General features: G+C 39.6%; 16 protein-coding genes and 1 pseudogene. 16 read left to right on the forward strand and 1 reads right to left on the reverse strand.

Features of this window, described 5'->3' with window-relative positions:
- Window positions 1-149: 149 nt before the first annotated feature.
- The 6 genes from uvrA to galU all read left to right on the forward strand — a co-directional run bounded on the left by uvrA (window position 150) and on the right by galU (window position 11,693).
- Window positions 150-3,023: an excinuclease ABC subunit UvrA gene (uvrA, locus tag MKY63_RS12925; RefSeq protein ID WP_036678625.1), complete on the forward strand. Its 2,874-nt coding sequence runs from the start codon at window positions 150-152 to the stop codon at window positions 3,021-3,023.
- Window positions 3,024-3,979: 956 nt separating this feature from the next.
- A complete protein-coding gene (locus MKY63_RS12930; protein ID WP_036678627.1) occupies window positions 3,980-4,189 on the forward strand; it encodes a DUF2759 family protein in 210 nt (69 codons plus the stop codon).
- A gap of 176 nt (window positions 4,190-4,365) precedes the next feature.
- Window positions 4,366-5,415, forward strand: a complete 1,050-nt coding sequence (locus MKY63_RS12935) for a trypsin-like peptidase domain-containing protein (protein ID WP_235219413.1) — start codon at window positions 4,366-4,368, stop codon at window positions 5,413-5,415.
- A 27-nt stretch (window positions 5,416-5,442) separates the two neighbouring features.
- Complete coding sequence (locus MKY63_RS12940; protein WP_036678629.1) at window positions 5,443-7,356, forward strand: stalk domain-containing protein; 1,914 nt, start codon at window positions 5,443-5,445, stop codon at window positions 7,354-7,356.
- A gap of 607 nt (window positions 7,357-7,963) precedes the next feature.
- Window positions 7,964-10,486, forward strand: coding sequence for a U32 family peptidase (locus MKY63_RS12945; RefSeq protein WP_036678631.1), 2,523 nt, complete (start codon window positions 7,964-7,966; stop codon window positions 10,484-10,486).
- A gap of 319 nt (window positions 10,487-10,805) precedes the next feature.
- The gene (gene galU, locus MKY63_RS12950) at window positions 10,806-11,693 is read left to right on the forward strand and encodes a UTP--glucose-1-phosphate uridylyltransferase GalU (protein ID WP_036678633.1); all 888 of its coding nucleotides are present in this window, start codon (window positions 10,806-10,808) and stop codon (window positions 11,691-11,693) included.
- Window positions 11,694-11,764: 71 nt separating this feature from the next.
- Here galU and MKY63_RS12955 read toward each other — a convergent pair whose 3' ends face one another.
- Window positions 11,765-14,518, reverse strand: a complete 2,754-nt coding sequence (locus MKY63_RS12955) for an O-antigen ligase family protein (RefSeq protein ID WP_036678634.1) — start codon at window positions 14,516-14,518, stop codon at window positions 11,765-11,767.
- A gap of 156 nt (window positions 14,519-14,674) precedes the next feature.
- On the opposite strand from MKY63_RS12955, the gene MKY63_RS12960 reads away from it, so the two are divergent.
- The 10 genes and pseudogenes from MKY63_RS12960 (at window position 14,675) to rfbB (ending at window position 24,582) form a co-directional block, all read left to right on the forward strand.
- Window positions 14,675-15,478 (forward strand): ABC transporter permease, encoded by an 804-nt coding sequence (locus MKY63_RS12960; RefSeq protein WP_051491033.1) that lies wholly within the window; start codon window positions 14,675-14,677, stop codon window positions 15,476-15,478.
- A 15-nt stretch (window positions 15,479-15,493) separates the two neighbouring features.
- Window positions 15,494-16,804, forward strand: coding sequence for an ABC transporter ATP-binding protein (locus tag MKY63_RS12965; RefSeq protein ID WP_036678636.1), 1,311 nt, complete (start codon window positions 15,494-15,496; stop codon window positions 16,802-16,804).
- 17 nt (window positions 16,805-16,821) lie between these two features.
- Entirely contained in the window at window positions 16,822-18,444 is a 1,623-nt protein-coding gene (locus MKY63_RS12970; RefSeq protein ID WP_339813151.1) for a methyltransferase domain-containing protein, read from the forward strand.
- Window positions 18,437-19,348, forward strand: a complete 912-nt coding sequence (locus MKY63_RS12975) for a glycosyltransferase (protein ID WP_339813153.1) — start codon at window positions 18,437-18,439, stop codon at window positions 19,346-19,348. Before MKY63_RS12970 ends, MKY63_RS12975 begins: the two co-directional genes overlap by 8 nt.
- A gap of 14 nt (window positions 19,349-19,362) precedes the next feature.
- Window positions 19,363-20,469 (forward strand): glycosyltransferase, encoded by a 1,107-nt coding sequence (locus tag MKY63_RS12980; protein ID WP_339813154.1) that lies wholly within the window; start codon window positions 19,363-19,365, stop codon window positions 20,467-20,469.
- A 12-nt stretch (window positions 20,470-20,481) separates the two neighbouring features.
- Complete coding sequence (locus MKY63_RS12985) at window positions 20,482-21,168, forward strand: hypothetical protein (RefSeq protein WP_076179700.1); 687 nt, start codon at window positions 20,482-20,484, stop codon at window positions 21,166-21,168.
- A 24-nt stretch (window positions 21,169-21,192) separates the two neighbouring features.
- Window positions 21,193-22,332 carry a DegT/DnrJ/EryC1/StrS family aminotransferase gene (locus tag MKY63_RS12990; RefSeq protein ID WP_076179701.1) on the forward strand — a complete coding sequence of 380 codons (1,140 nt, stop codon included), beginning with the start codon at window positions 21,193-21,195 and terminating at the stop codon, window positions 22,330-22,332.
- Window positions 22,329-22,958: pseudogene (locus MKY63_RS12995) on the forward strand (sugar phosphate nucleotidyltransferase). Before MKY63_RS12990 ends, MKY63_RS12995 begins: the two are co-directional and overlap by 4 nt.
- Window positions 22,959-22,977: 19 nt before the next feature.
- A complete protein-coding gene (gene rfbC, locus MKY63_RS13000; protein ID WP_036678644.1) occupies window positions 22,978-23,529 on the forward strand; it encodes a dTDP-4-dehydrorhamnose 3,5-epimerase in 552 nt (183 codons plus the stop codon).
- Window positions 23,530-23,559: 30 nt separating this feature from the next.
- A complete protein-coding gene (gene rfbB, locus MKY63_RS13005; protein ID WP_036678645.1) occupies window positions 23,560-24,582 on the forward strand; it encodes a dTDP-glucose 4,6-dehydratase in 1,023 nt (340 codons plus the stop codon).
- Window positions 24,583-24,602: the final 20 nt, after the last annotated feature.

The following is a 24,602-nucleotide window of genomic DNA, read 5'->3' on the forward strand; positions in this document are numbered from 1 at the left end:
CCTTCTCCAGAAAATGCGGGTGTCCAGAGGGTGCAACCCTTGGGGCCCTCCCTTGGAAGAGAGGGTTTGGGAGGGATCGAAAGGCTTTGAAAAGGCTTTGAGAATATTTTGAAATAAAGTTGAAATAGTTTTTTAAAGGAGAGGTTCCGTTGGCGAACGAAAATATTGTAATTAAAGGCGCGAGGGCGCACAATCTCAAAAACATCGATGTGACGATTCCACGTGACCGTTTCGTCGTGCTGACGGGACTTAGCGGCTCAGGTAAATCATCGCTTGCATTTGATACGATTTATGCTGAAGGACAACGGCGTTATGTTGAATCTTTGTCGGCTTATGCACGTCAGTTTTTGGGACAAATGGAGAAACCAGATGTGGATTCAATTGATGGTTTGTCTCCGGCGATATCTATAGATCAGAAGACAACAAGCCGGAACCCACGCTCCACGGTAGGTACAGTTACGGAGATTTATGACTATTTGCGGTTGCTCTTTGCACGTATTGGTCATCCCCATTGCCCAGAGCATGGTATTGAGATTACCTCCCAGACCGTTGAACAGATGGTAGACCGGATTATGCAGTATCCCGAGAAAACTCGGTTGCAGATCCTGGCGCCAATCATTTCAGGACGTAAAGGTGAGCATAAAGGGCTCTTCACAGATATCTCTAAGCAAGGCTTCGTACGTGTGCGTGTGGACGGGGAACTAAGAGATCTGTCTGAGGATATTGAACTAGAAAAGAATAAAAAACATACAATAGAAGTTGTGGTAGACCGGATCGTTGTTAAAGACGATGTGGAGACCCGGCTGACGGATTCACTGGAGACGGCGCTTAAGCTTTCGGGCGGTAAAATCCTTGTGGATATCATCGGCCAGGAAGAGCTGCTTTTCAGCTCTAACTTTGCTTGTCCAATTTGTGGTTTTAGTATTGAAGAGTTGGCACCACGGATGTTCTCTTTCAACAGTCCGTTTGGAGCTTGTACAGAGTGTGATGGACTTGGCATGAAGATGGTGGTCGATCCAGACCTGCTTATTCCTGATGCTGAGAAATCCATCGAAGAAGGTGCTTTTTTAGCTTGGACTGGAAGTACTTCTAATTACTATCCGCAATTCCTGAAGTCGGTTTGTGAACACTTTAAAATTCCACAGAACGTTCCGGTAAGCAGTCTGACACCTGATCATATGAATAAATTACTGAACGGAACAGGCAGTGAGAAGGTCCGCTTCCGTTATGAAAATGATTTCGGTCAAAAGAAAGATGCGATGGTTGCCTTTGAAGGGATTATACCTAACCTAGAGCGGCGTTACCGTGAAACTGCTTCGGATGGTATTCGTGAATTTATCGAAGGATTTATGAGTGCTAAGCCATGTCATGTATGTAAAGGTAAACGTCTGAAAAAAGAAATATTAGCTGTGACTATCAATGATCATAATATTTCTGATGTTACGGACCTTTCAATAGGAGACTGCCAGCATTGGTTTGAAGAGATAAAATTGAGTGAAAAAGAAACAGCCATCGCCAACCTCATTCTAAAAGAGATCTGCAATCGGCTTGGATTCCTTGTGAATGTAGGCTTGGATTATTTGACGCTTAGCCGTGCAGCGGGTTCGCTTTCCGGTGGTGAGGCGCAGCGTATTCGGTTGGCTACTCAGATCGGTTCAAGTCTCATGGGTGTATTGTACATTCTGGATGAGCCAAGTATTGGCTTGCATCAACGGGACAATGATCGCCTGATCTCTACGCTTGCGCATATGCGCGATCTAGGTAACACGCTAATTGTTGTAGAGCATGATGAAGATACGATGATGGCAGCGGATTATATTATTGATATTGGTCCGGGCGCAGGTATTCATGGTGGACAAGTTATGGCTCAAGGGACGCCAGAAGAGATTATGAAAGATCCGAATTCATTAACGGGTGAATATTTAAGCGGACGTAAATTTATTCCGGTTACTGCTAAACGCCGTCCTACCGATGATCGCTGGGTAGAAATACGTGGTGCTAAAGAGAATAACCTGAAAAATGTGAATGTGAAGATTCCATTAGGTGTATTTACAGCGGTGACAGGTGTATCGGGTTCCGGTAAATCCTCGCTTATCAACGAGATTCTTTACAAGAGTTTGGCACGGCAGCTGAATAAGGCTGTGAAGGTGCGTCCTGGTCAGCATAAAGAAATTCGAGGACTAGAAAATCTCGATAAAGTTATTGAAATCGATCAGTCGCCAATCGGGCGGACACCGCGCTCCAACCCAGCAACCTATACAGGTGTATTCGATGACATCCGTGATCTGTTCTCCAAGACAAATGAGGCTAAGGTACGTGGTTTCCAAAAGGGACGCTTCAGCTTTAACGTAAAAGGCGGACGTTGTGAAGCTTGCCGTGGAGACGGGATCATTAAGATCGAGATGCACTTCTTGCCGGACGTATACGTCCCTTGCGAAGTATGTAAAGGCAAACGGTATAACCGGGAAACACTAGAAGTGAAATATAAAGGCAAAAACATTTCAGATGTGTTAGAGATGACGGTAGAGGACGCAACAGAGTTTTTTGTAAATATCCCGCGTATCCATCGTAAAATGCAAACACTGATGGATGTAGGCCTTGGTTATATTAAGATTGGTCAACCAGGAACCACTTTATCCGGTGGTGAAGCACAGCGGGTAAAATTGGCTTCTGAGCTCTACCGTCGCAGCACGGGTAAAACACTTTATATTTTGGATGAGCCTACGACAGGTCTGCATGTAGATGACATTGGTCGTCTGCTTGAGGTATTGCATCGTTTGGTGGATTCCGGAGAATCGGTTCTTGTTATTGAACATAATCTGGATGTAATCAAGACAGCGGATTATATCATCGATATGGGACCGGAAGGTGGTAGCGGCGGTGGTACCGTCCTGGCAACAGGAACACCGGAGAAGATCATTACTGTCACAGAGTCTTACACAGGTAAATATCTGAAGCCGGTTCTGATTCGTGATACAGAGCGGACCGAAGCGCTTATGCTTGAGACGGCGGAAACCAAATAAACAGTAAGTAATATAACCTATGTATAAATAAGGCCTCGGTATCTTGCCGGGGCTTTTATTGTAGGTTGTAAGCAATAATTTCTTGAAGGGAAACATCTGACAACTAACAGCTAATAGCTAACCTCGTCCTCTAGAATGGAGTCAAAGCGACTTAAGGCGTTGTAGGATTATCTGGTAATTGTGCGAAAGATGGCTCATAGATATATGATGTGATCTTTCTAGCAAAAGTTATACGAATTCTATAGAAAAAATGGATTTAATAATAGGCAAGGTAGGCATATGTAGGACATGTTCGTAGTAAGATTCAATGAGGAGTATTCTGTTGATAGGGTTAACAAGTAATTGATTAACGTTAGGGCCAAAAGTTCCTTGAAAACCGAATAATTAATCATCATATCACTCTATCAAATAACTGTTTGTTAGATTAGGGAAAACTTCCCTGAAAATCCGAGTTTTTAGATCATATAAGGTGAAATCCGGGAAAACCTCCCCAATTATCGGGTGAATTTACTCATATACCCGGTTTTCTAATGATTTTTAGGGAGGAATTCCCTGATAACCACAAAATGAACTGTTAATCGGACAATTTTAGGGAGAATTTCCCTAATTCTTTAAAAACCTAAATTCGAGCCCAGAATCCTAAGTTCTAAGTTCTGAATTTCAATTCTAATTCACTGCTCAATTTATCTCATTTCTAAAGCAGTTAACGGACTTTCTATTGTAACCTTCATGACGATAGAATTGATTGGGCTCACAACGTTTCCCTAAGCACACCCAATTGTCAGTGATCAATCTCATCGTTATTACGGATTTTGCAGGGATAAAATATATTTTTTACGACAAATACATAATTTTTCTACAAAACCTATTGCATCGCCCAAATGGTAGCGATAACATAGAAGGTGATATGGGGATTACTGGATCTTGCTTGACAACATTTTTGAGGAGGTAAGGTTATGCTGCTTGCAGAAGTTGCCGCGCAAGGACCGTCTAAATTTCATACCTTTGATGTGTTTATGATTTTATTTACCATCTTGATTTTGGTCGGGGTTGTTCGACTATTGAAAGCTCCCCAGAAGAACAAATTTGCCATTGGTTTTGGAGCCGTTAGCTTGCTGGTTTTTGTGATCTCTGACTATGCCATGGTGATGCATTGGTTAAGTTAATGAAAGAACTAAATTGAACAGCTTTGCACCAAAAGACTCCTTTAACGCCATGGGCGCATTGAAGGCGTCTTTTTTCAAATTATATAATGTTAAATTTATCCATTTGTAAAGAGAGGGTCTGGTGAGGAATGAGGAGTATTGGGGAGAAGCTGGTGAAGAAAGGATTAGGTCTATTACTGTGCGGCGTAGTGCTGTCGGTAGCATGGAGTCAGTCGGTGTTTGCTTTTGATAGTACTAGTAAGGTGGTTAGTAAAGCAGCGGCAGAAGATCCGATACCTGGAATTATTAAAAGTATCACTCCTTCTGTTGTGGGCATTATCGGCAAAGATGAGAGTGGCGGGAATAGTGGCCTGGATGATCGGTACAATCTGACGCATGGCTCCGGCATCATTGTGAAATCGAACGGATGGATTATAACCAATGCTCATGTAATCAAGGATCTGCAAAATGCCATAGTAGTCACTTCGGACTCCAAAACCTACAGCGTTAAAGAAACATATCTGGATGAAGTTAGTGATCTGGCGCTGATCAAAATCAATGCCACCCATTTAAAGCCCGCCAAGTTTATTCCAGCGAATAGCAAAACAGTGGTTGGGGAGAAGGTTATTGCTATCGGAACACCGATTAGCTTTTCTCTACGAAATTCAGCGACTGTAGGCGTTATAAGTGGTCTTAACCGTGAGGTAGATGCGGCTTATCGTCTTATCCAGAGTGACACAGCGATTAATCCCGGAAATAGCGGAGGGCCGCTAGTAAATATGAAAGGTGAGGTGCTGGGAATCAACAGCCTGAAATACTCAGCGGTGGGTGTGGAAAATATGGGGTTTTCGATTCCAGCGAATACTGTGCAGTATATTATGAACCAGCTTTTAAAATATGGTGAGGTCCAGCATCCGAGTCTGGGGCTAGAGCTGGAGGCGAGCTGGTCTACGGTTGTGGGATTGCCAACGCTGGACCCGCTGTCCGTCACGAAGGTGGTGTCTTCAGAAGCACTCAAGTCAGGGATTGCTGAAGAGGACGTCTTATATAGCATCGATGGGCATCGTGTGGTCTCACTAGTTGATATTAATGAATTGTTCAAAAGCTACCTGCCGGGAGCAACTGTGCGGCTGGTTATGCAAAGCGATGGGGATATCGTCGTTCGTAAACTCGTGCTCACTCAAGGTGATCCGTTGTTAAGCGGAGATGATTATGTATCGGATGGGGACGAGCACGCGGAAGAGTGATCAGTAAACTGGAGAGGGGGACGGTAAATGGGCTTAAAAATTTTAAAGCAAGGATTTTGTGCGATGTTGGCCGTATTACTGCTATTTTCTATATTACCCATACAAACAGCATTAGCTTCAGAAGGAGACAAGCAACAGCTGAGTCTAAAAGTTGGCAGTACTTCAGCTACGGTGAATGGTAAGAAGGTGGCTATCGAGCGGCCTTATAGGGAGAACGGAACGGTTATGGTCCCGCTTGGGGTTTTTAAAAAGACGTTTGGCAGCAATGTTTCCTTAGAGCAGAACGATGTTGTAAAAGTAACCTACGGTACTCATTCAGGGGTGATGACAATTGGGAGTGATATCGCTTGGAAGGATGGAATCAAAGTTAAACTAGGCTCAGCGCCCCGGATGGTTTCAGATGTGCTGATGGTACCGCTACGTTTTGTGGCTGATGTGTTAGGTGCGACCCTTACTCAAGGGAGTGGGGGTGAGCTTATGGTTACCCTAGTTCCTGTAGACAACGAAGAAGATACGCCAGAGGATACTGGGATTGACAGCGATGTTGGTAAGACTCAAATTGGAAACAGCTATTTTCAATGGACACTGAATTATCCCTCTGGGCTGATCGCTGGAAATAGCGGTGGGGATGAAAGTGTGGCTACCTTTTCAAGTGCGGACAATCTATATTATGTGGAGATTCATGTAAGTGACCAGGCGGTTGCGGTAGATGCGGAAGGGCTGCTGGAACAGCTGGTTCGGGAGGTCGAGGCAGGTGGGGAGTTGATATTGGATCGGGAGTCGTTCCCCAAAGCCGCGATACCTTATGCTAGATTGATCAGTAAAGATTCCAGTGGAGCGCTCTGGGAAAGCAGACTGTTATATGCTGAAGGTCGACTCTACGAGATTTATTTGACGGATAACAAAGCAGTTAATTATAAAGATTTTGCTAAATACACAGGATTACTTAACTCTTTCCAGCCTTCTTTTGATACTAAAAACAAAAAAATCCGTGATCTTTCTACGGTGAAAAGTGGATTGCGTGACGCGTACAATGAGGACTATGGGATTTCACTACAGGTTCCCGCAGATTGGAGTAAGGACGACCAGCATCTCTATTACGAGAGTAAGCAGGGAAGTCATCTGAGTGTGGCGGTTACCTCGGCACCTGCTGGTTCTACACTAGAGAGCTGGGCTGAAGATCTGAAAACGAAAACTAAAGAAAACTTTGTAGCGGATGCTTATGTTCTGAAAGACAGCAACAAGTCGGAGATCTCCGGTGTATCTGCACAAATCAATGAGCTACAGCTAAATTACGGCAACGGTGTTACTACAGAATATCAAGCTCTCATACTCAAAAATGGGTATCGCTATTATTTTGAATATGTAACAGCTGCTGGGCAAGATGACGATAAGGCAAAATTCAAAGCCATCATATCCTCTATTGATATTGATTTTGATCTGCTGAAGGAGAACTTCGGGCGACTCGCTAGTGATGATTATAAGACGCTCAAAAATAAGACATTAACCAAAGTATCCAAAACCTACGGTTATGCCATTGATATTCCAAGTTTATGGACACCTTATCAGGATATTTTTGAGACGCAGTCGATTGAATATCGCTTCAGCGGAGGACGTCTACAGATCAACTCAAAATCCGAGGGTTCAGTGGATTATACAGTTAATGTTCTCAAAGATGCTTATCAAAATAAAAATAATGATCCCAAAGGCCCTCGTATAGAAAGTGTAGTGGAGTCTACCTTTGCGGATGTCCCTGCTACGATCATAACTGCACATCAAATCAAAAATGGCATCCCTTTTCGCAGCAAGCAGGTTGTTTTCGGCAAAAATGATGTGGTCTACACGATTACCGTTACGCTGAATGATGCCAATGCCACTGCAGAACAGCAGGCTCTATTAGACAAGACGTTACAATCGTTTCGGTTTACAGGCAGCAAGTAGTTAAAAGAGTACCAATGTCGTAGCTTACACACGAATAGAAGCGTATAATTCAATCAGACGAAGAACGTCCCAGTTGCCGATTTGGCTTGGGGCGTTCTTTTTTTGTATAAAGAGGGAAAAGGGATTCGGCCTATTATTAAAAATACATATATTTGTTACTTTGAACCGATAGAAGGGTTGTCGGAAGGGTTGTTTTAGGAGATTTGGAGCCAATGTTATCCAAGTTGGGCATAATGTGAATAGCTAAAGGATGGATTGATGTATTTGATACAACATTCTATCGTATGTCTCGTATGTCACGGAATTCCTAGTGAATTGTTGTAAATGTTGCAACTTTTTGTGCCGGTTGTCGATACTAGAGTGTGAGAATGATGCTTTATGTACAACATTTAGTTGTCGAAGCGCTGGATTAGGCAATAAAGTTGCATGTTCTACAACATTCATGGAGTAAAGTGCAATAGGCAAGAAGTCAGCTTCCTGACAGCATTATGACTTTTATTCTATATAAATGTTGGTAAACGCATAGCGCTCAAGTGTGATATTTGATACAATTATCAAGTTAATCAACTAGAAATGACCCGTCAAATGGCGGTTTGGGAGGATATAAATGAAAGAGCAACAAATACGCAGAGAAGACGTGGAGCTATTGGCACCCGCAGGTGATTGGGACTGCATGCGTGCAGCGGTAGCAAACGGAGCGGATGCTATCTTTTTTGGCGTAGAGAAGTTTAATGCACGGGCCAGAGCGAACAACTTTCGCATGGACGAGCTGTCGGAAATTATGGCGTTTTTGCATAGCTATGGTGTGAAGGGCTTTTTGACCTTTAATATACTGGTTTTTGAAAATGAATTGTCTGATGCAAAAGAACTGATTGATGCATGCGTGGATGCTGGCGTGGACGCAGTAATTGTACAAGATTTAGGTTTGGTCAAAATGATCCGCGAAATCTCACCGGATTTCCCGATTCACGGATCGACACAGATGACCATTACTTCGCCGGAAGCGGTCGAGTTTACTAAACCTTTTAGTTTGGAACGTGTGGTATTAGGTCGTGAGAACAATCTGAAACAAATTCGTACGATCGGGGAGCAAGCCCGCCTGCCGATGGAAGTATTCGTACACGGTGCTTTGTGTGTTTCCTACTCCGGTCAATGTCTGACCTCTGAAATGTGGGGCGGACGTTCTGCCAACCGCGGTGAATGTGCGCAGGCTTGCCGCCTGCCTTATGATCTGATGGTGGATGGTGAGGTAAAACCTATGGGAGACGTAACTTATTTGCTCTCTCCTAAGGACCTGGCAGCAATTGATCTAATGCCTGAGCTGATCGAGGCGGGTGTGACTTCTTTTAAAATCGAAGGTCGCCTCAAAAGCCCGGAATATGTAGCGAATGTAGTTAGTAAGTATCGTAAAGCGATTGATCGGTATTTTGAAGGCGATCTGTCTAAACCTTCGAAGGAGGAGGTGCGTGAGCTGCAACAAAGCTTCTCCCGCGGGTTTACACATGGTTTCCTGGATGGAACGAACAATAAGAAACTGGTAGACGGGACTTTCCCAAAAAGCCGTGGTGTATATTTGGGGACTGTTGAGCAAATTCTGCGTGACGGAGTGGTCTGCCGTATTCATGCACCGCTTAAGCGTGGGGACGGAATTGTTTTTGACGCTGGGGATCCGACGAAAAAAGAAGAAGGCGGTCGTGTCTACGACCTTCGTCGTAAAGGTGTGAAGCTGGAAGGCGAAGCCGGAGAAGGCTGGATCATCGACATCGTAGCCGGTCGTAATGATGTGGATCTTCGTCGTCTAAATGTCGGTGACCGCATTTGGAAGACAAATGACCCTGCGTTAGATAAGGCGCTGCGCCAGACTTATGAAACTGAAAAGCCGTACCGGGTATTTCCGGTACATGTTAGAGTGCAAGGCTGCGTCGGCGAGAAGCTGACGACTTGGTGGACGGACGTTCAGAAGAACGTTACCGTCCGTGTGGATTCGGAGCTCGCGCTGGAAGCCGCGCAAAAGCGTCCGATGGATACCGCGCTGCTGGAAGAACAATTCGGCCGCCTGGGCGGGACCGTGTTCCAGCTTGACGCGTTGGAGTCGCATCTGCAAGGCGACGTCATCGTCCCTATGCGCGAGCTGAACAGCATCCGCCGCCAAGCGGTGGAGCTGCTTGCGGGCGAGCGCCCGAAACCGCCCGTCTACGTGAAACGGGCGATCGAGGTTTACGGCGACGCCACCCGCAGGGGTGTCGCTCCGCAGTGCGCTGGTGAAGCGGAGCTCACCGCGCTGTGCCGCAGCCTGCCACAGGTGCAGGCTGCGCTCGAGGCCGGCGTGAGAAACATCTACGCCGACTTCGAGTTTATCAAGCAGTTCCCGGCAGCGGTAGATACGGTACGGGCTGCAGGGGCCAGCATAGCGCTGGCCACGCCGCGCATTCATATGCCGGGCGAGAACGGCTACCACGCGAATATTCTTCGCTTGCAGCCGGATGCTGTGCTCGTGCGTAATACAGGCGCGTTGTATTATTATCTGCGCCGCCGCCAGGAGCAGCCGGATGCTGTGCATCCACGCCTGATCGGTGATTTCTCACTGAATATCGCCAATCATAAAGCAGTGGATTTGTTCCTTGAGGCTGGCTGTGACATAGTAACGCCATCCTATGACTTGAACATTCAACAGATGGTCGATCTGCTTGAACACAGTGATACGTCCCGGATGGAGGTCGTTATCCATCAGCATTTGCCGATGTTCCATACTGAACACTGTGTGTACTGTACCTTTATGAGTGAAGGCACGGACTTTACGAACTGTGGTCGTCCTTGTGAAGAACACCGTGCTTCTTTGCAAGACCGTATTGGAATGTCACATCCAGTTCGTGTGGATGAAGGCTGCCGTAATACCGTCTATAACGCTGTTGAGCAGTCTGGTGCGGAGTATTTGAACAATTTCCGTGACCTAGGAGTATCTTCATACCGTGTGGAGTTCTTGGAAGAGACGCCAGAGCAAGTGGCTGAGGTAATCAGCCTCTACAGCCGCGCTCTGCGTGGTGAAATCTCTGGTACGCAGGTATGGAAGAGCCTAAAGGCTACTAACCAACTTGGCGTAACGCGTGGGCAATTGGTGAACGCGAAGTAATAAGAGTTAAGAGTTAAAGAAAAAGGGCTAAGTAACTACCAGGTAGATGCTGGTATTGCTTAGCCCTTTTTATTAGATTTGATCTCGTCCTCATCCTAATTTGCATATACTAGATAATATATCGTAAGGGTCAGCAAAGTGTTTATTCTAGAAATAAATGGTTTATAATGCCGTCTCTCTTATTTAGATGGAATAGATATACAAATATAACAAACACTCTGACATAAATCTGCTATAACTGCTATAATTGAAGGAAATATGCCATTTTACATACTGAGTATTTAGAATGGAAGAGTATCCGACAGAAGGAGTTAATGTGATGAAAATCCGTAAAGCCATTATACCAGCCGCAGGTCTTGGTACCCGTTTTTTGCCTGCGACCAAAGCAATGCCTAAAGAAATGCTACCGATTGTAGATAAACCGACGATCCAATATATTGTTGAAGAAGCTGTTGCTTCCGGGATCGAGGATATTATTATTGTAACAGGGAAAGGTAAACGTGCGATTGAAGACCACTTTGATAACTCTTTTGAACTGGAATTTAACTTAGCAGAGAAGCAGAAGTGGGAGCTGCTTGAATCCGTTCGTAAATCTTCCGAAATGGCAGATATCCACTACATTCGTCAAAAAGAACCAAGAGGTCTCGGACATGCAATTTGGTGTGCACGTAAATTCATAGGAAACGAACCGTTTGCTGTCCTGCTAGGCGATGATATTGTTGAAGCGAATAAACCTTGTCTCAAACAGATGATAGATGTTTATGACGAGTATAAATCTTCTATCGTGGGTGTTCAGCCTGTTCCATGGGAAGAAGTATCACGGTATGGTGTTGTAGATGCTTCGCCTTTGGCAGAACGGGTATATAAAGCTAATCGTCTAGTAGAAAAGCCAAAGAGAGAAGAGGCTCCTTCTAATCTAGCAATTTTAGGACGATACATCTTAACTCCACGTATCTTCGATATGCTAGGTGAGCAGCAGGTAGGTGTAGGTGGAGAGATCCAACTTACTGATGCGATAGCACGTCTAAGCGAGGTTGAACGAATTATTGCCTATGACTTTGAAGGTAAACGTCATGATGTGGGTGAGAAAATGGGCTTTATCCAGACTACCATTCATTATGCACTTCAACACGAGGAGCTTAAAGATGACTTGCTTCGTTATATGAAAGAGCTTGTCGAGAGCGAAGCAGCTAAGGTTGGGCTATAAGTAAATCTCATAAAATAAAAAAGGCGCGCCACTGTAATTACAGTGGCGGGCTTTTAGGGTTTCATTCTTTTTTAAAATTGTGAATTTGTAATGGCCTCAACTTGTGCTGCTTCCGCAGGATCAGCTGCGATCAGCGAATCGTATAGTGCCTGATCCTCGCCACCAGTTTTCGCCAGTGCAGCTAGGTACCAACGGGCAATCTCACGATTGGTTGCATCAGCGAAATCTTGGCTTAAGGCTGTTTTTAAGATAGAGGCTGCAATTTGTATCTTTCCAGACATATACTGCATCTTTCCTACCTTCAGTGTCACATCCGGATTAAATGTCTTCGAAGGATCATTATCCGCAAGTACATGATCGTAGGCCAAAAGCCCAATAACAAAGCCAGCTTTCATGTTGTCTATTCTATCTGGATTATCTTGTTGTGCATAAGCTGCCTGCCCCAAATCAAATGAACGGCTGATGAGTGAACTGTACCAATTTATATCCCATGGAGTTTCACTGTTCATGATATCCGTGTAATTAGCATCTGAATTAAGCTTGAGAGTGGTCTTCGCCGCATCCTCTTGTCCGGATAAAAGTTGCATTTTGCCAACGTTTAAAGCGATAGTTGGCGTTACTGAGAAAGGACGCCCTTGCAGTTGTTCTGGTGGAAGAGTCTTCAGATGTTCAATCCCAGCAAGAACATGATTATATGCTTCTTGCGCTTCATTGAAATACTCTTGTTTCTTTGTCTCATCCTTTTGATTAAGTGCTTGCTGACCTAATGCAAAAGAACGGCTGATTATTGCATCATACCAATCGATATCCCAGTTGAACTTATCTGCGTTGTCACGGTAAATACCCAAGGCGACGTTACTTTGACCTTTCAGATCGTAGTAGCTCACTAATTGGAGCAGAAGATTTTTGTTGTATGGCTCATCTTTGAGTGCGCGAGTTAATACACTGTAAGATTCGTCAAGGAACTGTTCCTCTTGGGTCTGGCTAAATACCTGCTGATCCAAGGCTGAAAGATAAATTGTCGATTCTGGATGGCTTGGGCGTTTGTTCAAAGTCTCTATCAAGGGAGCTCTAAGCTCTTCGTAAGAATTGCTATAACCCCGTAATTGTTTAGCTTTCAAAGCGGAGTTACTGGAGCCAATATAGCTAATTGATAAGAACACTAGGAACAAGGTTCCTAAAGAAAGCACAGCGAGGTATCCAAAACGGATGCCCGCTTTATTCCAATTTTTCCGCAGTGGCTTGCTATCCATAACAGCTGCCATTCCAGCAAGACCAATAAAAACTAGTATGCCCATAAAGGCATAACTCATATTGAAATCAAGTAGACTGTGCACAAGAATAGATAGAGCAATAATTAAATAGAAGAAACCATTCTCGAATTCATTCTTATCCCGTTTTACATATCCACGAATATATTTATAGAAGATATACAGAATGAAGCTCATAAAGATGATAAATCCAACAATACCTACTTCAATGAGAAATTGTAAGAAGAAGTTATGCACCTGCCGGCTTGTATAAGGGTTATTCTGATAATGCTCATAGAGTGATGCCCAGCCTCCTCCACCAGCACCGAGGATCGGATAATCCTTAACCACCTTCAAGGCATCCTTATAAAAAGTAATCCGCTCGAGTACGCTATGTTGTTGGAAGTTGATGTTCTCTAGGCGAGTCTCCATATTGTCGGGTAAGATGCTTTTTGCACTTGTACCAATGAGCAAGAATGCTACAATGGCTACCAGCACAACTGATCCGAGTGGGATCCATAGACCCGTCAGTTTACGGGACGACACTTTCTCCAATTTCATATGTAACCATGGAGATACGAAACGTTGGATCACCCAGCCGATAATGGCAACAACTATTGAAGCACCCAGCAGGTATCCCCAACCCTTTAAGGCAGCGGATGAAGTGAAATTTGTATTTAACTCTAAGCCCAGATTGGTCACTGGAGTTGTAATTAGTAGCGAAGCAATACCAGCAACTCCTAGATGCAGAATCCAAAGGATTTGCTGTGCAGGTTTTAGGAATAGAAGTAGGAGTATGAATACTACAGGTAGCAGGACTAAGCCGCCACGAGATAACGTCAGTAGGATAGAAACAATGATAGGTACCAACATAAAGCTGTGTGTTAACGTTCCATACCAATTTTTAGAGCGAATAAGCGCGAATATTGCTACAAATAGAAAGGCCATCAAGAAGGCAGCGTACGTGTTTGCGTACTGAAAGATCGAAGTCAGACGAAGTCCGTTAGAGTCAGTCATAACAGCATCTAAATAGACATCATTTCGGACAGTGTTTGAGAACCAACCTATAAGATTTCCTGCTAATTTACTACTGCCTAGCCAATTTAAAAGTCCAAAACCCACTATAAAATACGCAATCGCTAATATAGCATTTTGAATGACAACATTTACTTGCTTTTGCTTCATGAGATAAAAGGCTATAATGAAAACTGCGGCATATGTACACTGAATGAACAGCATATTCATCGCCGTATAATGCGAAACTGCGACAAACAGTGACAGAGCATAGGTCACAGGGAGCAATAACGCTGCCCAAGCTACTAAATCACTCTGCTCTTCAAGCTTGAATTTTTTGTAGTTCAAGCCAACACAGACTAGCAGCATCAGTGCGCTTAATAGTGCGGATACATATATTGGCTTCTCGTAATCTACTAGCGATCCATTAAACAATCCCACTTGAAATGGGGTCCAACACAAAAATAGAATAAAACCAACAACTAATGCCCATATCGGACTTGCTATCTTTTCAACATTTCTCGACTGAGCGGCGTTTTTACCGTATACTGGTTTCGACACGTTATAATCTCCTTTTCCTGTAGGTACGTGGATATTTTAACATATGTAAGGCGACCTAACTACTTTTTATCATTAATAATAAATACATTAATAATAAACGTATAGGTAATAAATGCAATAATAATATATATATGATTTTACTAAGGAGACGCACAAATGAGGAAAGAACCGTACATGAAGAGGATCAAAAATATATGTTCCTTAACTAAAAGTTTAGCTATTAATGATTTCAAATCAAAATATGCAGGTTCATATTTTGGATTGTTATGGGCGTTACTAATGCCATTAGTTACTATACTGGTTTATTGGTTTGTTTTTGAAAAGGGTTTGAAAGTCAGCGCCCCGGCTGATTTAAACGCACCTTTCGTTTTATGGTTTGTATCTGGGATTATACCTTGGTTCTATTTTTCTGAAGCATTAACAACAGCGACACATAGTTTCTTAGAGTATAATTATTTAGTTAAGAAGGTTGTTTTTAGAATTGAATTATTACCATTAGTAAAGATATTCTCGGCATTCTTAGTGCATCTGTTTTTCATTATAATCTTATTCTCCTTTTTTATTAGTTATGGTTATCCTATCAGTTTTTTTGCAGTTCAAATTATATATTATACCCTATGTAATATAATTCTTATTTCTAGTATATCTTGGTTAACTGCAGCAATTACTCCATTTTTTAAAGACTTCTCGTACGTATTGTCTATTATTTTGCAGTTTGGTATGTGGTTAACGCCAATTCTTTGGTCTGTAGATGTTTTGTCTCCGCATATGATTTTTTTGTTTAAATTAAATCCATTCTATTATATCGTAGAAGGTTTTCGAGATTCTATGATTAATAAAATTTGGTTTTATGAGAAATACAAATTGACACTTTACTTTGCATTTGTAGTGATAGTTAATTTTGCTATATCAATAAAAGTATTTAGAAAACTTAAACCACATCTTTCTGATGTGCTTTGATAAGGTGGTTTGGAAATGGAAACTATAGCGATCAGCGCTCAAAATGTCAGCAAAACTTATAAACTATATAAAACTCCTATGGATAGGCTCAAGGAGTCTTTATTTTATCGAAAGAAGACATTGTATTCTGAGCACCATGCTCTTCAGAATCTCAATTTCACTATAGATAAGGGAGATATTGTAGGTATTATTGGAGAGAATGGATCTGGTAAATCAACTTTGTTAAAAATTATAACCGGAGTATTAACGCCATCAAGTGGTATCTCAGAAGTGAATGGAAAAGTAGCTGCACTTTTGGAGCTTGGTGCCGGATTTAATTTTGAGTATACAGGTATTGAAAATATCTATTTAAACGGTTTGATGATGGGTTTTAAAAGAGAAGAAATAAAAGAAAGACTTGAGCAAATCCTCTCGTTCGCAGAACTAGGGGAGTATATTTATCAACCAGTTAAAACATATAGTAGTGGTATGTTTGCAAGGTTAGCCTTTTCTGTTGCTATCAATGTACAACCTGATATTTTAATAGTCGATGAGGCTCTGAGTGTTGGAGATATGTATTTCCAAGCGAAATGTATAACGAAAATGAAAGAATTATTTCTACAGGGAGTTACAGTTTTATATGTAAGTCACGATTTGAATTCTGTTAAGTCCTTGTGCAAAAAGGCTATATATTTGAAAAACGGAAATCTTGAAGCTTACGGAGATGCTGAAAAGGTAGTAGATATGTATGCTAAATATGTTAGAGATCAAATGAACAATAATACTAAGGGGAGAGTGAACTCGGAAGATAAACTGTACCATCTCGATGAGGTTTCCCTGGATGACAATCTTGTTTTCAAAGAGAATTCTGAGTTTATGGAGAAAGTGGAATATTTCAGGCAGGGGACCCGTGATGCGATTTTAACAGAGCTAGAAGTGTTAGATAGCAACAATAATCCGGTTATAACAGCTGATTTTAATGACAAAATTAAAATTAGAATGCATATAAAATTTGATAAAAAATGTCAAATTTCTGTTGGGTATCATATTAGAGATAAACAAAACATCGAATATTTAGGCAGTAATACTTTGATTGAGGAAATCGGCGAAATATCTGGCGAAGCAGGTCAGAAGATAATTGTTGAATTCAAAACGCGCTTACCCTTAGTAGAAGGAATGTATAATTTTTCTACTGTTCTTTCTACCTCAACTATAAAAAATAGAACATCGTTATTCGTAGACTATACAGAGAACTCATATATATTTGAAATGCGCGAAAGGGATCCTTATAAGATCTGGAACAAGTTATACATTCCAAATGAAATACAGATAAGTAGAGTTAATTAGGAGGTGAATTTTGAGTTGTGATTCCATTTCATCAATTTCAACGTTATAAGATGGTAGAGATTATTTTTGAATTATTGGGGATTAAAGAACTTGAACTTTCTATTCTGGAAGTAGGGGCGAATGAACATAAAAATTTAGAGAACTTTGTTGAAAATAAGAATATAAAATATTTGGATTTACTCCTTCCTGAAGAGTTATTAAATGATCCATCATTCATACAGGGTGATGCTACTAACCTTAGCTTTGATAATAATTACTTTGATTTTGTTATTGGGCTGGATGTCCTTGAACATATTCCTCTGAATAAGAGAAATGATTTTCTATCTGAAATTGAAAGAGTATCTAAATATGGATTTATAATTTCAGCGCCGTTTTCAAATAACGGGATAGAGGAAGTGGAAGAGAGATTAGGTGCTTTTTTTCATTATTTATATAACGGTGAAATACTATGGAGTAAAGAACATCAGGAAAATGGTTTGCCTGATCTTCAATTAATTAAAGATAAGATGGATGAATTTAATGGAGAGTGGAATCAATTTAACCATGCTTCAATTTTTCTGTTCGAGAAATTTATGCAAATGGAGTTTAAGACAGGATTACATCCTGATATATATGAGTACTGGAATACGGTAAATAGTTTTTACAATGAAAAATTATTTTATAAAGATTTTAATAATGAAGAATCAGTACGTACGTTTATTATATATGGCAAAAATGGATTCGAAAAAAGAATTGATAACTTGCCTTCGCTTTTCAAAAAAATAAGTGCAGAAATGACCTCGGAAGATTATGCAATGATATCGCATCATGAAAATATGATTGACTTTATGTCAACTCATAAAATGAATGCAGATAACAACAAAAAAAACGGAGGTGATCTTGAAAAAGATAATTTATACCTTCAAATATACTGGGATGATGGTCAGGGGTACAGTGAATCAAAAAGTGAATCTTTTAAAGTAGAAAAATCCCAAAAAATATTTCAAGTTAATTTCGATCTTCCTGCTTTAGCCAATAAGATTAGAATAGATCCTTCTGCTACTAAGTGCATTATTGAAATTTTAGATTTAGAATTAACAAATCAAGATAATTTAAAAAACAAAGAATATACACTGAGTTCAAATGCTTTCTCTACAGAAAATAACCAATATATGTTTCTTAATAATGACCCTCAAATTGTTATTGAGGTTATGCAAGGCACTTATATTAGATCAGTTTCGTGTCTGCTTAAATATAGTACTCCTGTACTAGATATATCAGAGGATTTAATTTCAAAATTACAAGCGAATAGTGATTGGGAACATACTAAATATAAATATATGAATTTTGTGAATAAATTACGGATGAAGAATCAAACTCTCAAAAGAAGGATTAAGACTTTAAAGTTAACAAATGAAGATCTGATACAGAGAAATCAAGAAATGCAAGAAATGAATGAGTCACGAGAAAATTGGTTTGATGATGAGTTTAAGAAGAAAGATGAAGTACTTAAAATGATTGAGTTGAATAATTTGGGGATTTCAAAAGAGAAAAGTGAATTAGAAAAAGAAATCGAAGCTATTAAGAATAGAAAGGCCTATAAGTTAATAACAAGATTAGAACCAATCATTGATAAATTAAGGAGAACAAAAAATGACTGATTCAATTACAAAATGTAGTATTCTATTGGTGACATATAATCACGAGAGTTATATCAATCAAGCAATAGACAGTATTCTAGAACAAAAAACGACGTTTGATTATGAAATTGTAGTAGCAGATGACTGCTCAAAAGATAGTACTATGAGTATAATTCAGCAATATGCTGAGAATCATCCTGGGAAATTTAGAATTTTAGCTAATGAGAGTAATTTGGGGATAACGCTAAACTATAAGAGAGGCTTTGCTGCATGTAAGGGAGAATACATAGCTATTCTAGAAGGTGATGATTTTTGGACTGATCCTTTGAAAATCCAAAAACATGTGGATTTTCTAGAGTCTAATAAGGCTTGTGTTATGACCTTTAATCAATTTGTGGTACATGACATGAAGAAAAAGAGATATAATGTTCAACCTTGGAATTGGGATCGTAGTTTCCAGTTGATCACAGTCTCTGAACTTGTACTGGACAATTTTATAGGTAATTTCTCTACTTGCGTATATAAGGCTAAGTATTTGAAGCAATTAGATAGCTCTTTATATGAGTTGACAGTTTATGACTGGATGACGAATATAATGGTAGCCCAGAATGGACTGATTGCCTATCTCCCAGAAGTGATGTCTGTGTATCGCTTGCATCCGAACGGAACTTGGAGTCAAAAGAAGGAATTGGAAAAGTTGAAAGATACTATTTCCTTGATAGAGCAGTATGATAAATATCTAGATGGTCTGTATCATGAAGAGTTCAATGCTCATAAAAGAAGACTTCAGGATAGAATAGATAATATAGATGGTCCTTTGATTATTACTAGTAAAGAGAGTATTAAACAAAAAGTAAAGAAATACCTTCCTCCATTTGCAACATCACTCTTAAAAGGTATAATACCCCCAAAATTTTATAAATAGAGCAGGTGCAGAAATTGAAAAGTACTAATCCGAAAGTTTCTATAATTATTCCATCCTATAACCATTCAAAATTCATTGGAAAAGCTATAGAGAGTGTTTTAAACCAAACGTATGAAAATTTTGAATTACTAATTATTGATGATGCATCACCTGACAACTCTGTAGATGTGATAAAGAAATATGAAGATCCCAGGATTAAATTTTATGGATTTGAAACAAATCAGGGAGCAGTTGATACACTTAATCATGGAATAATAAACTCATCATCAGAGTATATTGCTTTGTTAAACTCAGATGATTATTGGGAAAAGGATAAATTAGAGAAACAAGTACACTTTTTAGAAGAAAGTGATAGTGTGGATTGTGTTTTCTCAGACGCCAATTTTATTGATGAAGCAGGAAAAGTATTATCAAAAACAGATTATTTTTGGGCAGATGCATTCACTCAAAATAATAAGTCTTCGGGGCAATGGTTAAAACAATTATTTTATAAATTAAATTGCTTTTGTCATCCATCGATGTTAATTAAAAAGGAAGTGTATAACGAAGTTGGATTGTATGATCCGAGTTTGAGACAATTACCGGATTTTTCAATGTGGATAAATGTTATTAAAAAATTCAATATTCATGTAATGGAAGAAAAATTAGTTAACTTTAGAATATTATCTAATGAAATGAATACTAGTTCTGTTACTTATGAAAATAGAATTAGGAATAAAAATGAGCTTTTTATTATTATGAGTAACTTTTTTGATGAAATAAAAGACGAAGATTTTGTTGAAGGTTTTCTAGATGAATCGAACGCCTTATATACGAAAGAAGAAATTGAATGTGAAAAAGCATTCGCTTATTTAAAAGAAATATCTCCTGATATCAAACCTATTTACGTTCTTATTGGTTTACGAAAACTTAGCATTCTTTTGAAAAATGAAAACACAAGAAGAGTTTTAAAAGAAAAGTATAATTTTAGTGCCAATGATTTCTTCGCATATACTGGTAAACTTGATATTATTGATGTGTTTGAAACGTCATTTCATCAGGTAGTAGTGGAAAGTGCTAAACGGAAAATACAAAAAGATACAAACCTATATTCAACGATCAGGAAATTTTTTAAAAAATAGGAGCCGGTAAGCATGTCAAATGAGTGGAATGGATTACCGATTGTTATTTATGGTACTGGAGGGTGTGCTAAAGAAATCAAAGCTTTAATAGATGAAATAAATGATTATTCGTATACTAATATATATCATTTGGTTGGTTTTGTGACTAATGATCCAAATGAAATTGGTAAATCTATTGAAGATGTAGAGATTATTACTTCTAATATGGAATTTTCAGGGTATAGCGACAAATTCTCGGTAATCGGTGTGATAATTGGTTTAGCGGATCCAAAGATTAAAGAAAAGATATATCAAGAAATTATGGATTTAAATAAATCGAATATTGTTTTTCCTAATTTAATACACCCTCTCTCTAAATTGTCTAAAAGTTCTAATAATAATATGGGGTATGGAAATGTAATCTGTTCAGGAGTAAATCTTACTGTTAATGTGAAACTAGGGAATTTTATATTATTAAATCGATCCTGTAATATTGGTCACGATTCTACGGTTGGTGATTTCTGCACTATTAATCCTGCAGCAGTCATCTCAGGGAATGTGTCTATTGGTGAGTTAACATTAATTGGTGCAGGAGCTTGTGTTAGAGAAAAAACTAATATAGGTGTTAAAAGTATTGTTGGGTTAGGGGCAATAATAATTAAGAATGTTGAGGATTCTACAATAGTTATTTCTAAGGCTGCAACAAAAATGTCTACATGATTTATAAGTGGAGGGCAACTCATAATGAATGAATTAATTAAATTAGAAACACCTGTCAATGTAACAAAGACTTATATGCCTCCTTTTTCGGAGTTTACTGCAGAAATTGAACGTCTCTGGAATAATTCTTGGATTACGAATAATGGAGAGTTGCACCAAGAATTCGAGAAAAAGCTAATTGATTTTTTATCCATTAATAATGTTAGTCTTCTCGTAAATGGACACTTGGCTTTAGAAACAGCCATTAAGACTTTAGGGATCACTGGTGAGGTTATAACTACTCCGTTTACATTTGCTTCAACTACTCATGCTATTGTCAATAATAATTTAAAACCAGTTTTCTGTGATATTGATTTAAGTGACTATAATATTGATTGTACCAAAATAGAAGCACTTATTAATGAAAATACGAGTGCCATAATGCCCGTACATGTATTTGGAACTCCATGTAATGTAGACGCTATTGAGAGGATTGCTCAGAAATACAATTTAAAAGTATTATATGATGCTGCACATGCATTTGGGGTTGAGATTAATGGTAAACCTATAAGTCAGTTCGGAGATATTTCGATGTTTAGTCTTCATGCTACGAAACTCTTTCATTCAATTGAAGGTGGAGTATTAGTTTATAAAAATGACGAATATAAAAGAATAATTGATCTTTATAAAAACTTTGGTATTAGCGGTCCTGAAACTGTTGAAATTGTTGGTTATAATGCAAAAATGAATGAGTTCCAAGCAGCAATGGGACTCGTGAACTTAAATCATGTTCAGGAAAATATTGAAAAAAGAAAATTGGTAACAGAAAGATATGTAGACTTACTTGGGGAGATTCCAGGAATAAGTCTTCTGGATTACAAAAAGTCAAATATAGTTTATAACTACTCTTACTTTCCTATTGTAATTGATAAAGAAAAGTACGGAGTATCCAGAAATACTCTATATGAAATCCTTCGGGACAATAATATTTTCACTAGAAAATACTTTTATCCATTGGCAACTGATTATAGTTGTTTTAAAGAGGAGTATTCAAATATTGAATTGCCTAATGCTAAGAAAATAAGTGATAACATCCTAACTCTACCTATATATCCTGATTTAAGTTATGACATAGTTGATTTAATATGTAAAAATATAGATATAATCCATAGAAGGTCATTATGAAAGGCATAATTCTTGCTGGAGGTACTGGTTCTCGTCTATTTCCTTTGACTAAAGTTACTAATAACACTTGCTTCCTGTAGGTAAATATCCTATGACATTTATGCTTTACATATAAAGTACAAGATGAAGCAGGTGGGATTGCACAAGCTTTAGATTTAGCTGAACAATTTGTTGGTAATGATCAAATGGTTGTAATACTTGGAGATAACGTCTTTGAAGATGATATTACGCAATATGTACAAAACTTTGTTGATCAAAAACAAGGGGCTAAAATATTGATTCAAGAAGTATCTGATCCCCAAAAAAATGGTGTTCCAGAGCTTCGTAATGGGCGAATTCTTTCAACTGAAGAGAAACCGGCTGAACCAAAATCGAATTACGCAGTAACCGGTATCTATATGTTTGATAGTCATGTGTATGAAATAGTTAAAAGCTTAAAGCCATCCGCACGTGGTGAATTAGAGATCACAGATGTAAATAATGCATATATTGTAAGAGATGAGTTAACCTACGATATTCTGCAAGGTTGGTGGACAGATGTTGGTACGCATGTGTCCTTAGCTAAGGCGGATGAACTAGCACAATCTGTTGTGTTTGGAAATGAGTTCGGTAAGCTGAAATTATAATGGTGAAGGAGGAGAGGTTATGAAGGTAATTCCTCTTCAACTGTTTGGTGCAAATTTAATAGAGCCTGTGGTTCATGGTGATAATCGTGGTTTTTTTATGGAAAGTTATAATGAAGAAATAATGAACAAGTTAGGTATAACTCATAATTTTATTCAAGACAACCACTCCCTATCTGCTGAGGTGGGTGTTTTGCGTGGTCTCCATTACCAGCTTAATCCCAAATCTCAGACTAAGTTAATTCGTGTCTTATCGGGTGCTATTTACGATGTGATTGTTGATATTCGTCTTAATTCGCCTACCTTTGGGCAATGGGTAGGTGTAATACTTAGCGAATATAATAAGCGACAGTTGCTTGTTCCGAAAGGATTCGCTCATGGCTTCTGTACATTAGTACCTAATACCCAAGTGTTATATAAGGTGGACGAATATTATTCCCCTGAGAATGATCGTGGCATATTATGGAATGATCCAGCGCTGGGTATTGGTTGGCCAACTTCTAGTGCGATATTATCGGATAAAGATCAACGTCATCCTTTACTGAAGGATGCGGAGTTAAACTTCGAAATGTAAACATCTCATTGAACAAAAGGTGGGTTATAAATGAAACTGTTAGTTACTGGCGGAGCTGGGTTTATCGGCAGCAACTTTGTGCTGTACATGATGCAACAACATCCTGATTACGAAATCGTCAACGTGGATGCATTGACTTACGCAGGTAATCTGGAGAACCTAAAATCGATCGAGAATCATCCGAACTATACGTTCGTGAAGGCTGATATTACAGATGTTACTGCGATGGATGAACTGATTAGCCAGGGTGTGGATGTCGTTGTTAATTTTGCGGCTGAATCGCATGTGGATCGGAGTATTTTAGAGCCGGAAGTGTTTGTGAAGACGAATGTACTTGGAACACAAGTACTTTTGGATGCGGCGAAAAAATACAGTATCACTAAGTTTGTTCAAGTATCTACGGATGAGGTATATGGATCACTGGGTGCGACTGGATTATTCACCGAAAAAACTCCTTTGGCTCCTAATAGTCCATATTCAGCAAGCAAAGCAGGCGGAGACTTGCTAGTACGTGCATATCACGAAACGTTTGGACTGCCAGTGAATATTACCCGCTGCTCAAACAATTATGGCCCGTACCAATTCCCGGAAAAGCTTATTCCGCTCATGATCTCCCGCGCTCTTGCTGATCAAGCGTTGCCTGTTTATGGCGATGGAATGAATATCCGTGACTGGTTGTATGTTGAGGATCATTGCAGCGCGATTGATCTGGTTATTCACAAGGGTGTGAACGGCGAAGTCTACAACATTGGCGGTAATAATGAACGTACGAATGTGCATATTGTAAACACGGTATTGCAGGAACTAGGCAAACCTGATTCTTTGATCACTTATGTTCAAGACCGTCCAGGTCATGATCGCCGTTATGGGATTGATCCAACTAAGATTATGAATGAACTGGGATGGAAGCCGAAACATACGTTTGAAACAGGTATTAAAGAAACTATCCAATGGTATCTCAATAACCGCGAGTGGTGGACCCGTATTCAATCTGGGGAATACCAAAAATACGCTGAACAGCAATATGGTGATCGTTTAGGTGACTCATTGTAATTTTGATACGGGGGTAAACT

Origin of the sequence: Paenibacillus sp. FSL R7-0189, assembly GCF_037969925.1 — a bacterium.
GTDB lineage: Bacteria > Bacillota > Bacilli > Paenibacillales > Paenibacillaceae > Paenibacillus_AQ > Paenibacillus_AQ odorifer.

Excerpts from the sequence above, each read along its gene's own strand:
- MKY63_RS12930 (WP_036678627.1), top strand. The coding sequence starts at position 3,980 with ATGCTGCTTGCAGAAGTTGCCGCGCAAGGACCGTCTAAATTTCATACC.
- MKY63_RS12940 (WP_036678629.1), top strand. The coding sequence starts at position 5,443 with ATGGGCTTAAAAATTTTAAAGCAAGGATTTTGTGCGATGTTGGCCGTA.
- MKY63_RS12945 (WP_036678631.1), top strand. The coding sequence starts at position 7,964 with ATGAAAGAGCAACAAATACGCAGAGAAGACGTGGAGCTATTGGCACCC.
- galU (WP_036678633.1), top strand. The coding sequence starts at position 10,806 with ATGAAAATCCGTAAAGCCATTATACCAGCCGCAGGTCTTGGTACCCGT.
- MKY63_RS12960 (WP_051491033.1), top strand. The coding sequence starts at position 14,675 with ATGAGGAAAGAACCGTACATGAAGAGGATCAAAAATATATGTTCCTTA.
- MKY63_RS12965 (WP_036678636.1), top strand. The coding sequence starts at position 15,494 with ATGGAAACTATAGCGATCAGCGCTCAAAATGTCAGCAAAACTTATAAA.
- MKY63_RS12975 (WP_339813153.1), top strand. The coding sequence starts at position 18,437 with ATGACTGATTCAATTACAAAATGTAGTATTCTATTGGTGACATATAAT.
- MKY63_RS12985 (WP_076179700.1), top strand. The coding sequence starts at position 20,482 with ATGTCAAATGAGTGGAATGGATTACCGATTGTTATTTATGGTACTGGA.
- MKY63_RS12990 (WP_076179701.1), top strand. The coding sequence starts at position 21,193 with ATGAATGAATTAATTAAATTAGAAACACCTGTCAATGTAACAAAGACT.
- rfbC (WP_036678644.1), top strand. The coding sequence starts at position 22,978 with ATGAAGGTAATTCCTCTTCAACTGTTTGGTGCAAATTTAATAGAGCCT.
- rfbB (WP_036678645.1), top strand. The coding sequence starts at position 23,560 with ATGAAACTGTTAGTTACTGGCGGAGCTGGGTTTATCGGCAGCAACTTT.